The 12942-nt window shown below is 62.5% G+C and carries 13 protein-coding genes; 11 read left to right on the forward strand and 2 right to left on the reverse strand.

The features are described from left to right. Window positions 1–15: 15 nt before the first annotated feature. From mfnA to GJR98_RS14115, 3 genes are all read left to right on the forward strand, one after another. Entirely contained in the window at window positions 16–1092 is a 1077-nt protein-coding gene (gene mfnA / locus GJR98_RS14110; RefSeq protein WP_151139280.1) for a tyrosine decarboxylase MfnA, read from the forward strand. A 49-nt stretch (window positions 1093–1141) separates the two neighbouring features. Then, window positions 1142–1267: a hypothetical protein gene (locus GJR98_RS17865; protein WP_255518443.1), complete on the forward strand. Its 126-nt coding sequence runs from the start codon at window positions 1142–1144 to the stop codon at window positions 1265–1267. Between the two features lie 117 nt (window positions 1268–1384). Further along, window positions 1385–1951 (forward strand): YqaA family protein, encoded by a 567-nt coding sequence (locus tag GJR98_RS14115; protein WP_151139281.1) that lies wholly within the window; start codon window positions 1385–1387, stop codon window positions 1949–1951. A 12-nt stretch (window positions 1952–1963) separates the two neighbouring features. On the opposite strand, the gene GJR98_RS14120 is transcribed toward GJR98_RS14115, so the two are convergent. After that, window positions 1964–2827 (reverse strand): DUF5694 domain-containing protein, encoded by an 864-nt coding sequence (locus GJR98_RS14120; RefSeq protein ID WP_151139282.1) that lies wholly within the window; start codon window positions 2825–2827, stop codon window positions 1964–1966. A 131-nt stretch (window positions 2828–2958) separates the two neighbouring features. Between GJR98_RS14120 and GJR98_RS14125 the strand changes: the two genes are divergently transcribed. The 4 genes from GJR98_RS14125 (at window position 2959) to GJR98_RS14140 (ending at window position 6736) form a co-directional block, all read left to right on the forward strand. Continuing rightward, entirely contained in the window at window positions 2959–3636 is a 678-nt protein-coding gene (locus GJR98_RS14125) for a LiaF transmembrane domain-containing protein (protein WP_151139283.1), read from the forward strand. A gap of 241 nt (window positions 3637–3877) precedes the next feature. Then, on the forward strand, window positions 3878–5950 hold the full coding sequence (metG, locus tag GJR98_RS14130) for a methionine--tRNA ligase (RefSeq protein WP_151139284.1): 2073 nt from the start codon (window positions 3878–3880) through the stop codon (window positions 5948–5950). A 93-nt stretch (window positions 5951–6043) separates the two neighbouring features. Continuing rightward, on the forward strand, window positions 6044–6349 hold the full coding sequence (locus GJR98_RS14135) for a hypothetical protein (RefSeq protein WP_151139285.1): 306 nt from the start codon (window positions 6044–6046) through the stop codon (window positions 6347–6349). A 93-nt stretch (window positions 6350–6442) separates the two neighbouring features. Beyond that, on the forward strand, window positions 6443–6736 hold the full coding sequence (locus GJR98_RS14140; protein ID WP_151139465.1) for a hypothetical protein: 294 nt from the start codon (window positions 6443–6445) through the stop codon (window positions 6734–6736). A 28-nt stretch (window positions 6737–6764) separates the two neighbouring features. Here GJR98_RS14140 and GJR98_RS14145 read toward each other — a convergent pair whose 3' ends face one another. Continuing rightward, window positions 6765–7490: a cytochrome bc complex cytochrome b subunit gene (locus tag GJR98_RS14145; RefSeq protein ID WP_151139466.1), complete on the reverse strand. Its 726-nt coding sequence runs from the start codon at window positions 7488–7490 to the stop codon at window positions 6765–6767. A gap of 316 nt (window positions 7491–7806) precedes the next feature. On the opposite strand from GJR98_RS14145, the gene pyk reads away from it, so the two are divergent. The 4 genes from pyk to GJR98_RS14165 all read left to right on the forward strand — a co-directional run bounded on the left by pyk (window position 7807) and on the right by GJR98_RS14165 (window position 12882). Continuing rightward, a complete protein-coding gene (pyk, locus tag GJR98_RS14150) occupies window positions 7807–9585 on the forward strand; it encodes a pyruvate kinase (RefSeq protein ID WP_151139286.1) in 1779 nt (592 codons plus the stop codon). A gap of 43 nt (window positions 9586–9628) precedes the next feature. Further along, the gene (locus GJR98_RS14155) at window positions 9629–9844 is read left to right on the forward strand and encodes a DUF7312 domain-containing protein (RefSeq protein ID WP_151139287.1); all 216 of its coding nucleotides are present in this window, start codon (window positions 9629–9631) and stop codon (window positions 9842–9844) included. Between the two features lie 112 nt (window positions 9845–9956). Next, entirely contained in the window at window positions 9957–11663 is a 1707-nt protein-coding gene (locus tag GJR98_RS14160; RefSeq protein WP_151139288.1) for a DUF7282 domain-containing protein, read from the forward strand. A 106-nt stretch (window positions 11664–11769) separates the two neighbouring features. Then, window positions 11770–12882, forward strand: a complete 1113-nt coding sequence (locus tag GJR98_RS14165; protein WP_151139289.1) for a restriction endonuclease — start codon at window positions 11770–11772, stop codon at window positions 12880–12882. Window positions 12883–12942: the final 60 nt, after the last annotated feature.

Raw genomic sequence — 12942 nt, forward strand, 5'->3', positions numbered from 1 at the left:
GTTTTACCGGAATGCATGCAGCGCGCGGCACCGCAATCGTTCGACCGCGTTCTCTCTTCGATGTGTACCCAACCGCACCCAGTGGCCCGTGAGGCCGCAGCGCGGTTCGTGGCGACGAATCCGGGCGACCCAGCGACGTATCAAACGGTCGCCGCACTCGAAGAAGACGCGCTCGCGTATCTGGGCGAGATGACCGGGCTTTCGACCCCCCATGGCTACATCGCCAGCGGTGGCACGGAGGCGAACATCCAAGCGATTCGCGCCGCGCGAAATCACGCCCGTGACGACGACCCGAACGTCGTCGCACCCGAGAGCATCCACTTCAGTTTCCAAAAGGCCGCCGACGTGCTCGGTGTCGAGTTGCGGACCGTCCCCGTCGATGTCGACTACCGGGCGAACGTCGATGCCGTCCGCGAGGCGGTCGACGACCACACGATTCTCGTCGCCGGTGTCGCCGGCACCACCGAGTTCGGTCGGGTCGACCCCATCCCCGAACTGACTACCGTCGCCCACGACGTTGGCGCACTGATGCACGTCGATGCCGCGTGGGGTGGGTTCGTCCTCCCGTTCACCGACCACGAGTGGTCGTTCGCCCACGCACCCATCGACTCGATGACCATCGACCCGCACAAGTTCGGACAGGCTGTCGTCCCCGCGGGTGGCCTCCTCTTCCGCGACAAAGAGATTCTGGACGCACTCGCCATCGATACACCCTACCTCGAATCCACCTCACAGGCGAGTCTCACCGGCACCCGGAGCGGTGCAGGTGTCGCCTCCGCCGCCGCCGCGATGCGCGAACTGTGGCCTGCTGGCTACCGCGAGGCGTACGAGACACAGCAAGCGAACGCCGAGTGGTTCTACAAGGAACTCGTCGCGCGTGGGTACGACGCCGTCGAACCCGAACTTCCCCTCGTCGCTGCACCGCTTCCCGACTCGGAGTTCGCGTCGCTTCGTGACCTCGGATGGCGCATCTCGCGGACCGCCAGCGGCGAACTTCGCGTGGTGTGTATGCCCCACGTCTCCCGTGAATCGCTTCGGGCGTTCCTCTCAGACCTCGACGACGTCGGCAGCGGCCGCCCCCAACTGTACTGATTGTTCCGCGGTTCACCGCCTATCCTCGGAAAAAACGAACGACGTTTCAGTGGCGACACAGGCGGCGTTGGGTGAACCCTCTTGGACCGACGAAGATTTGGTCATCGTCATCACGTTCGTCGGTTCGGGGCCACCCGCCGTGACCGTCGACGACCCGCAGTCCGCAGTCGGGTGACGAGTCGGTCACCCAATTCAGTACCACGAATAGTTCCGGTGTCTATGAATTTCACGCGTTCGTGAGTTGGCTACCCAAACCTGAAGGCTTACATTAGATTGGTTTCGAACATCAGATGTGAACCCTGCTGCGCTCGTGTCGCTCGTTGACCTCGCCCTCGGGATTTACCCCGACTTCTCGTGGCTGACCTCGCTCGTCGAGACAGCGACTGGGTGGTTCGGTCTGGTGATTATCTTCGCCTACTCGTTCCTCATCGCCTTTGCCCTCCCCGGCGTGAGCGAAATCGTCCTCTTTGCACCGCTCAACCTCGGCCTGCCAGACAGCGTGAAGCTAGCGGTCATCATCCTCGTCAGCGGCGCTGGTAAATCCGCAGGGAGCGTCTTCGCGTTCCACATCGGCCACGAGACCAAGGAGTCAGGATACGTCGAGAAGGCGCTCGACCGACTCCCGGTCGACGTGATGGGATGGACCGAACGGAAGGCGATTCAAATCGCCCAGAAATGGGGCTACGCCGGCCTCGCCGCGGCACTCTGTGTCCCGGGCTTTCCCGACACGCTCTCGATTTACGCGTTCGCGGTCCTCGAAGACGACTACCTGAAGTTCGCTGCGGCGACGTTCGTCGGGTCGGCCGGTCGCCTCATCGTGACGGTCGTGGGTATCGAGGCCGTCGCTGCGTTCATCTGAGCGTTCGTCGCCCTACACCGCGTCTTCGAGGCACGGCAGTGCACTGACCGGGCAGAACATCGGTGCGTTCGAGAGTAGCTCTCGCAACACGTGGACGTGGCTCGCGCCGACCACGGCGAGTATTCGGTCGTCGCCCGACTCGACTGCTCGCCACAGGTTGTGCACCATCCGCAGATTTCGGTCGTACCACGTCGCGACCATCTCCGGTCCACCGAAGTTGTCTCCCTGTCCCCAACGAAGGGTCTCGCCGAAGAACGCGGTTGCATCTGTCCCGAGGTTCTGTTCTCGATTCTGCCAGACAAGGAACGCAGGAATCGTCTTCGTCGCGATTTGTTCCGTGAGCTCTCGTTCGAGTTCACCTACGTCGACGTGCTCGAACGGCACCTTGTCGGTCGGTTCGAACCCGCGCTCTGCGAGCGCCGCGTACGCGTCGTTCCCGAGGTCCATCGGATAGTCGATTGGGTAGACTCGGTCGTGGGCCAGTCGGTCGGCCAGCCGGAACCCGAGCTGGACGACTTCGCTTCGGCACTCGGTCGTCAGGTCGTCTCTGCGTGGGTGCGGTGGTTCGATTTCCTGTTCGGTGTCGTACGACCGCTCTCCCGACCGATACTCGTCGTAGAGCGCGTTCACCTCGTCTGCCCGGTCGTACGGGCGTTCGACGGCAACCCGGTCGGGGCACCACCCTTCCAACGCATCGACTGTGGTTCGTAACTGGGCCTGTCGCTCGGGGTGGAGCACGTCGTCAACGTCGATTTGGGCGACGTCCAATCCCGGGTTGTCCATGTGGTACGTCCCGAGGAGCATCACCTCGACTGCGCCAGACTCACATCGAGGCCACCCTTCGGGAGGGCTGTCAGACGACTGTTGCCTACTCATACACACAATCCATCAGTGCTCTGCCATGAATCTGCGGGTCGGTAGACTCGATATTCGCACACATCTCGGGTGTTTCGACAAAATCGAGAATCATAATCGCTGGTTATCCCCGTCTGTTGCCTATCTCTAGCATGGCATACAGACGCATCTCTAACCAGGTGGTCGTCGGGGGCGCCATCGTTCTCGTCGGCCTCGTACTGCTCGCAAACAGCACCGGCCTCTACGACACGAGCGGCCTGTTCCGGTACATTCCGTCGCTGTTCATCCTCGTCGGCATCTACGCGCTCGTCGCCAGCGGGTTCCGAAACGTCGGTGGCCCACTCGTCCTCATCGCCATCGCGGGTGCGTGGCAAGCCGTCGCCCTCGACCTCGTAACAGGGTCGCAGGTGTTGTCTCTGTGGCCGATACTCCTCGTCATCCTCGGCCTCTCTGTCGTCCTCGGGCGCGTCCGGTCGTCCGTCGAACCGGTCACCGGTGAACGCGTGGACCTCGTCGCCATCTTCGGCGGTCGGAACGCGCGTGTGACGACCAGTCGGTTCACCGGCGGTGCGATTACTGCGCTGTTCGGGTCTGTCGAAGTGGACCTCCGTGAGGTTCCCGAACTCGAAGAGACCGCCCGAATCAACGTCACGGCGCTGTTCGGTGGTGCAGAACTCACCGTCCCACGCGACTGGAACGTCCAACTCGACGTGATTCCAATCTTCGGCGCGGCCGAAGACGAACGCCCGCGGCGCGAACTCGAACACGAAGCCGTTGACCTCGTCGTTAGTGGATTCTGCGGGTTTGGCGGCGTCTCGATAAAGGACTGACGACAAAAGCCGCGTCTTTTATCTCCCTCCTCAGTCTTCTCTTTCCTGTGATTGCGACGGGCCTCCCCGACAACATGCGCATGCGTGTCCTCTTCTAGCCACGGGTGGACCCGTCTTCGGTGTTCGTCGCGGTAACGCGCGGCGAAGCCGAACCCGGCGAACCCCGGGCTGTTTCTGCATCGACTGCCAGACGCATCCGTACCGGCGGGCTTTAGGCCCGCATCCGAGATACACGACACATATGAGTCACGAGGAATTCCCGACAGAGAACCCCGCGGTGGTGACGTGTGGGTTGCCGTACGCGAACGGCGACCTCCACATCGGCCACCTTCGAACGTACGTCGGCGGCGACATCTACAGTCGCTCGCTGCGAAAACTCGGCCAACAGACGGCCTTCGTCAGTGGGTCCGACATGCACGGCACGCCAGTCGCCGTCAACGCCGAGAAAGAGGGCGTCACACCCGAGGAGTTCGCACTCCGTCACCACGAGAAGTACGAAGCGACGTTCCCCCGGTTCAACATCGACTTCGACAACTACGGCCACACCCACGACGAGACGAACACCGAACTCACGCAGGAAATCGTCAAAACGCTCGAAGCCGAGGGCTACGTCTACGAGAAAGAGATTCCCGTCGCGTACGACCCCGACGCCGACCAGTGGCTTCCCGACCGATTCGTCGAGGGTGCCTGTCCGTACTGTGGCGAACACGCCCGCGGTGACGAGTGTGACGAAGGCTGTGGTCGTCACCTCGAACCCGGCGAGATAGAGAACCCGACCTCGACGCTCACTGGCAACCCCGCAGAGTACCGCGAGCGCCAGCACAAGTTCTTCGCCGTCTCCGACCTACAGGAGTACCTTCAGGAGTTCATCGACCGCCTCGAAGGGACGTCGAACGCCCAGAACCAGCCGCGTGAGTGGATCGAGGGCGAACTCCAAGACTGGTGTATCACCCGCGACATGGACTGGGGTATCGACTACCCCGGCGAGGAAGGTGACGACCTCGTCCTCTACGTCTGGGTCGACGCGCCAATCGAGTACATCTCCTCGACCAAGCAGTACTCAGAGAACGTCGGTGCCGACACCTTCGACTGGGAGCAGGCATGGAAGGAGTCGGGCGACATCGTCCACATCATCGGCCGCGACATCATCCAGCACCACACCGTCTTCTGGCCGGCGATGCTCAAGGGCGCAGGATACATCGAACCCCGCGCCGTCATGGCCTCTGGCTTCATCACGCTCAACGGCAAAGGGTTCTCGACCTCGCGCAACCGCGCTGTCTGGGCCGACGAGTACCTCGACGAAGGCTTCCACCCCGACCTACTTCGCTACTACCTCGCCACGAACGGTGGCTTCCAGCAGGACGTCGACTTCTCGTGGTCGAAGTTCCAAGAGCGCGTGAACAGCGAACTCGTCGGCACCGTCGGCAACTTCCTCTACCGGTCGATGCTCTTCGCGTACCGCAACTTCGAGGGCACGCCGGACGCCGACGTGTCCGAAGAAGTCGAAGAGCGCATTCAGGAGGCCATCGACGAGTTCGAAGCGGCCCTCAACGGCTACTCGATTCGCAAGTCCGGCAACGCCGCCGTCCGCCTCGCCCAGTTCGGTAACGAGTACATCCAGCGGAACGAACCGTGGAAACTCACCGACGAAGACCCCGAGGCGGCCGCACAGGTCATCCGCGACTGCGTCCAGATTGCGAAGGCAATCGCCGTCATCTTCCAACCGGTCGCGCCCGCAAAGATGCAGGCGCTCTGGGAGCAACTCGGCGAAGATGGGGCCGTCGCAGACACGGCCATCGAAGCAGCGCTCGAGACGCCACCGGCGTCGTTCGGCGAACCCGAAGCACTGTTCGAGAAGATAGAAGACGACCGCGTCGAGGAACTCAACGAGAAGCTCGACGAGCGCGTCGCCGCGACGGAATCCGAAAGCGACGAGTCCGAAGAGGACACTGACGAGAACATGGCAGACGACGCAGACCTCGAACCCATCGCAGACGACCGCATCTCCTTCGACGAATTCCAGGACCTCGACCTCCGTGTCGGCGAGATTCTGTCGGCCGAAGGCATCGACGGTGCGGACAAACTCGCCAAACTGACCGTCGACATCGGTGTCGAAGAGCGCCAAATCGTCGCCGGCATCAAACAGCTCCACGACCTCTCGGAACTGCCGGGCAAGAAAGTCATCATTGTGGCCAACCTCGAAAAAGCCGAGCTGTTCGGTGTGGAGTCCAACGGGATGCTCCTCGCCGCTGGCGACGAGGCCGACCTCCTGACGACCTACGGTGACGCCGTCACCGGCACGAAGGTCCAGTAACTGAGACCAACCGCGACCCGCGACTCGATTTTTCGCGTCGAATCCCACGACAGTACCGCAGAGGCTATCCGTGCTGCTTCCACAGCGTCGTCTATGGAACTCCGCGGCAGGACCGTGATAGGAATCGTGTGCGCACTCGTCGCCGTTGCGGGCCTCGTTGGGGGTGCACTCGGCGGCGGCGCAGGGACGCTGACTGTCGAACGCGTGGACGAACTTCCCCAAGGGCAGGGCGCAGTGGCGTTCGCGAATCTCGACCCTGACCAGCGGGCAACGTTCGAGAACGCAGTGACGACCGGAGAGCCCGTTCAGCTACCGAACGAGGCCGCCCGTAACGAGTTCGTCGACCCCGGCTACGTCCGGTACGACGGTAGTATCTACCGCACGACTGTCTCCTCGTAAGTCCTCGTCGAGACCGACCGTACCTTCCGTTTTCCCCTCGAACGTCAGCGTCGTATCGGAGTCACTATGAGCGACGACACAGGACTCTCAGCTATGCGATTGGGTGTGTCACTCGCCGTGGTCGTGCTCGTCCTCACTGCGGGGTGTCTCGGCGGGAGCAACGCGTCGGGCTACCTGTCAGTCGAGCGCGTCGAGGAACTCCCGCAAGGCGAAGGCGCAGTCTCGTACGACAATCTCTCGCCTGCACAACAGGAGGTCTTCCGGGACGCGCTCGGCGAAGACGGGAGCGTGACACTGGAGAAAGGAACCGACCGAAACGAGTTCATCGACCCCGGCTACGTTCGGTACGACGGGGAAATCTACCGGACGACCGTTTCGGTACCATGAGACCGTCTCGGTGCCCGGAATTCCGGACTCACACCTTTCTTGGCGGCCTGAGTCGGTAGTAGCGACGGTTGAGGTTGTACATGTAGCCCTCGCGCATCGTCTTGAGCACCGCGTAGGTGACCGTCCCGAAGACGATGGGCAGGAGGAACGTCAAGTCGAACAGCAGGTCGACGTTCATCGGGACGAGGTTCTTGACTGCCAACAGCGAGATGGTCAGCGCGAAGACCACGCCAAAGACGCCCACTGCGGCCCAGAACGGCTCTTCGACTGGTCGGCGTGCAGAACCCTTGTTGAGGAAGGGGACGATGGCGATGAAGCCGACGACGACGCCGTTAGCGAGCACGCCGTAGGTCCGGTCGGCCATAATCTTCTGCCCGCCGAGGATGGCGAGTTCAGGGTTCAACGGGTCGAGTTTGAGCAGCCCGAACGACCAGTAGAGGTACCAGTCGGGCAAGATAATCGCCGGCGTCTGACTCGGGTTCGCGGGAGCACCGATGTGTGGTGGCATCGTCGCCGAGAGGAACAGAATCATCCCGACGAAGAACGACGCAATCGAGAGGTTTCGGACGGTCTCGTGCGGCCACGTCGGGAACGCGAGCACGTCGCGTTCGACGTAATCGGACGACTGTCGGACCGTTTGGTCTTCGTACCGAGCACGCTCGAAGTACTCGTAGGTCAGGCGCGCGAGTCCGGTCGTTCGGCTCTTTCGGTCGTAGAAACTCGGTGTCTCGTTGTCCGGTGGGACTGGTCCCATGGGGAGTCCACCGTCGGTGGTGGCCGCGGACTCTTCTGCGGCCGCGTCGCTCCCGTCGATTCCACCGTCAGCCCACCCACCACTCTCACTCTGTATCCGAGATGGAGACTCGTCGGTCGAGCGCATACTAGAGTGTAGTCTCGAAGGGAGAAAAGCACGCCGTGAGGGGCTCAAACACCCGAAATCTTGACTTTCCGAGAGTCAATATTGTGCCAAAAAACAATGACTATTACCTACATAGAGTATGTATGAGAACCACTTACTCAACACCGAGTTCATCATCGGGCTTTTTTATTCCTCGCTCGTAGGGCGCGCTATGCGCAACGCTAAAATCGTCTGTACACTCGGTCCCGCATCCTTCGACCGAGAGACGATTCAGGGACTCGCGGACGCCGGGATGAGTGTTGCCCGGATGAACGCGAGTCACGGAACCGTCGAACATCGGTCCGATGTCATCGACACCATTCGGTCCGTGGACGAAGCGACCAAAGAACCACTCGCGGCCATGCTCGACCTGCAGGGCCCCGAAGTACGAACCGCACCAATCGACGACGACATCACCCTCGAAACGGGGAGTGAAGTCCGATTCTACGAGGGCGATGAGGCCACGCCCGACGCCGTCGGTCTCTCGTACTCGATCGCTGCCGCCGAACCCGGCGACACCATCCTGCTCGACGACGGCCGTATCGAAGGGACGGTCGACCGCGTCGAAGACGGGTCGGTCTTCACTCGCATCGTCTCCGGTGGCGAACTCGGCTCCCGAAAGGGCGTGAACGTCCCCGGTGTCGACCTCGATATCGACCTTATCACCGACTCCGACTACGAGAACCTCGAACTCGCCGCCGAGAAGGAAGTCGACTTCGTCGCCGCGTCGTTCATCCGCGACGCAGCGGACGTCTACACCATCAGCGACACGCTCGAATCGCTCGGTGCGGACATCCCCATCATCGCGAAAATCGAACGCGCCGGTGCAGTCGAGAACCTCGACGAGATTATCGAAGCAGCCCACGGCGTGATGGTCGCCCGCGGTGACCTCGGTGTCGAGTGTCCCCTCGAAGAGGTCCCCATCATCCAGAAGCGCACCATCCGAAAAGCGCAAGACGCAGGTGTCCCGGTCATCACGGCGACCGAGATGCTCGACTCGATGGTCCACTCCCGCCGCCCGACTCGTGCCGAGGCGTCCGACGTCGCCAACGCCGTCTTGGACGGCACCGACGCAGTGATGCTCTCGGGCGAGACCGCCGTCGGCGACCACCCCGTTCGCGTCGTCCAGACGATGTCCCGCATCGTCGAAGAGGTCGAAGAGAGCCCCGAGTACCACGAGAGCCAAGAACAGCGCGTTCCGACCGCCATCGACGGCTCTCGAACCGAGGCGCTCGCACGCTCTGCCCGCTATCTCGCCCGCGACGTGAACGCTGCGGCAATCGTCGCCGTCTCCGAGTCCGGGTACACCGCCCGGAAGACGGCGAAGTTCCGCCCGGGTGTCCCTGTCGTCGCCGTCACCCCGAACGACCGAACGCGACGCCAACTCGCACTTCTGTGGGGTTCGTCGGCCGAGTACTCCGACTACAGTACGAGCGTCGAGTCCGTGATGGACGACGCCGTCACGGCCGCCCTCGACGCCGGTGCCGCAGAGTCCGGTGACACCATCGTCGTCCTCTCCGGGATGATGACCGAACTCGAAGGCACGAACACGACGAACATGCTCAAAGTGCACGTGGCTGCAGAGTCCATCGCCACCGGTCGCAAAATCGTCGGTGGGCGCGTCGCCGGACCGCTGTACCGGACCAACGATGGCGACCTCTCAGACGTCCCCGAAGGGGCGATTCTCTCGCTCGCCGCCGACTTCGATGGCGAGTTCGACGGCGATGCAGACAAACTCGCGGGAATCGTCGATGCACGAGCAGGCATGACCGGCTATCCGGCACTCGTCGCTCGTGAACTCGACATCCCGATGATTTCTGGCGCACCGCTTCCCAGCACAATCGACGAAGGGTCCACCGTTACCCTCCACGCGGAACGCGGTGTCGTCTACGAAGGTGCCGTCATCGGCCACGAAGGCGACGTCATCGGCCACAAACGCGACAACCGATAAGCGTGCGGTAGCCCTTTCCCGCCCCATCCCCTATCTGTAACTAATGTCTCGCTCTCCCCAGCCGCAGACCGAAGACGAACCCGAGTGGCGATTCGGTATCGACGACGTTGGACCAGACGGTATTGTCGACGACTCGACCGTCGAGGAAGAGCCAATCGAACCCGGGTCGCCACGGACGGAGAACGTCGTCTTCGTGCTTCTCGGCGTGCTTCTCGCAGTTGGACTCATCCTCATCACCGTCTTCCCGAGCGCTGCCTGACGCCGGCCGCACCGCCCTCGCTGCCGGGGTGAATTTCCGTTTTGATAATCGGGCCTTTTGATTTATGTAACCCCGAGCGAAATCGCCGTCAACCCCAACCGGGACACACGACATGAGTTACGTAGCCCGCGCACCCTCCGTCTTGGCTTCCGTGCTGATTCTCGTTGCGGCGCTGTGGGTTCCGATGCCCACTGCTGCGGCCGGCGAGCCGACCGCTTCGTTCGAACAGGACGTCACGACCGTCACGCGTGGCGACGTCGTCGAGATACGGGTGAGACACTCCGACCCCGGTGTCCTCCACGTCGGCGGCGACGACTACGGCTACCACCTGACGGTCGAACTCACCGGCGCAGGTGTGACGACGGTCACCATCGACACGTACAACTCGACCGGGACGCCGGAGAACTACGTCTCCGGAGGTGGGAACAAGACCCTCCACACTGCGCAACTCAGTCGGCCAATCGAACCGACGACGTACTTGATGAACGTGACCATCGGGGGCGTCGAACGTGCTATCGGCCAACTCGACGTCGAACCCCGAGGCAACACGTCGGCGTCGACGTTGGTCGCCCCGGCCAGTCTGAACGGCACCGACTCGTCGCTCTCGCCCGCGTCAATCCAGTCCGCGTCGACGGCGCGAACGACCGTCGCCAAAGGTGACCTCGCCATCATCCGTCTCAACGAGAGCGGTCTGGAATCGGCGCTGTCGCCCAACGACGTGGCCGGCGGTGCGACGGCAAACGGAATCGAGGTTTCGATGAACCAACTCGAAGTGCGCCCCAACCACGACCAACAGACGTTCCTCGCCACGTCCGAAAACGGCGCGACGGTCGTTCCAGACTTCGAAACCGACCGCGTCTACGTCGTCTGGGACACGTCTGACTTGCCGCTCGAAGGCGAGGCCGAAGACTACGAAGTCACGGTGACCCTGCAGGGCGACCACAGCGACTTCGTCGAATCAGACACCATCACTGCACGCTCCCGGGTTCGACTCGTGAAACCGACAGTGTCGATGGCCGTCGACAACGAGACCATCTACCCGTGGGACGCCCCGTCGGTCAACGTGAGCGGCGAGTCGACGTTAGCGCCCGGAAGCGTCGTCGAACTCCGAGCGCGTGCCCCGGGGCAGCCGTTCTTGAAACTCGTCCCGATGACCGTCTCCGAAAACGGGACACTGCGTGAAAATCTGACGTTCGCACCAGAAGACCGTGGCCTCGTCTTCCCGCTGTGGGTTCGTGACTACCGCGACAGTACCGAGACGACGATGCGGATTCTCGAATCCGACGCGAGTCTCCGGTTCGTCGACCAGGAGACGGACGGAACCTTCGTCACCATCAGCGAAGTCAACCTCTCTGTGGGTGGCTTCATCGAAGTGGAGACACCCGACGAAGAACGCCTCGGGACGAGCGCGTATCTCCCACCCGGACACCACGAGAACGTCATCGTCGAGTTCGACCGTCGACAACTGACCGACAGCGAACTGCTCGCACTCTCCTACACCGACCGCGACCGCGACCAGAACTTCTCGTCGTCGGTCGACCGCCCGTATCGGACGAACGGGAGTAGCAACGGGACGCTCATCGCAGACGACGCGATGGTCCGACTCGAACCCGACGCCAAGACACCGACGCCGACCAGCACTCCGACGACGGACGAACCACCTTCGACGGCGGCGACGCCGACTGGGACCCCATACCCGGTCGTCGAACGGACACCACTCGAACCAGCAGTCGCTGGGACGAACACGGGGATTCCGTTCTCGCCCGGACTCGTGGTCATCGCGTTCGTCGTCACCGGACTCCTCGCACGCCGACGATGATTCGCACGCCAACGATGGTCCACGTACCTCGACTAAACGAACACGGACACCACATGACCGGATACGACGGACGAACGAACTGGGACCGAGTGGAGGGAGCCTGACGATGGCGAGACTCGTCGAACTCGAACCAACGAAGTTCGTCCGCTTCCTCGCAGACCTCTGGACGCAGCGCAACTGGCAGACGAACGTACAACCGCGTGGCGAAGGCCGCTACCTCGTCCAGGGACAGCGTGGTGACGGGGCGAAGGGGATGATGCTCGTTCTCCCCACCGCCGAGGGGACGGTCGAGATGGACCACGTCAGAGGCTTCGTCGCGCACGCGAAGAAACGCCAGATAGACGTCATCTCCATCGCAACGCAAGGCGAGTTCACCGACGAAGTCCGAGGATTCAGCACGAAGCACGACGTGACACTCCTCGATTTAGACACCCTCGGTGAGACCGTCGAAGACGAAGAACTCGAAGAGACCGTCAAGCAGTACACCGACGGCGACGTGTACGAGACTGCAGAAGTCGAGTTTGGACTTCCGTTCGACCTGCCAGAACCGGTCGCGAATGCTGTGTCCTCGCTCCCGCTCGACAGCATTCGAGCGCGCCTTTCTGGCAATTCGGGCGACAGTGACGTGTCGCTTCGAGACCGCCTCCCCTCGTCGCTCGAAGATCTCAAATCTGGGTCACCGCCGAGCGTCCGCGTCGTCGTCGTCGCTGTCCTCCTTCTCGTCCTCGCGCTTGGGTCGGTCGCCGCCCTCGGCCCGGTCGTCGACGGACTCGGCACACAGGTCGGCCAGCGTGGTGTCTCCGTCTCCGCAGTATCGAGCGCGCCGTCTTCGTCGGCGGACCTCGTCGCACGCTGGAACACACAGACCACAGACTCGGTCGCAATCGGGAACGACTCGTACACTGCACCCGAAGGCACGCAGTTCGTCGTCGTGGCGCTCAACGTGTCTGCCAACGGGTCGTCACCGGGGTCGCTCCCGTCATCGTCGCTCGTCCTCGAATCCGACAGCGTTCGGTACGGCTACCAACCCCTCACGAACAAAAGCGGATTCGCTAACGGAGGACTGTTCGCGCCAAACGAGTCAGAAAGAGTCTGGACGGTGTTTTCGGTGCCGGAGAACACGACAACCGGAACCCTCCTCGTCAGCGATTCGAACGGCGACACTGTCGCCTTCGTCCATGACGAGACGGTGTCTGCCGAACCGACCGACTCCGCGTGACCGCTGTCGACGCGACCGACTCCGTGCGATTGCTGTCGACGCGACTGACTCTGGATGACG

Source organism: Haloferax marinisediminis (assembly GCF_009674585.1).
GTDB lineage: Archaea > Halobacteriota > Halobacteria > Halobacteriales > Haloferacaceae > Haloferax > Haloferax marinisediminis.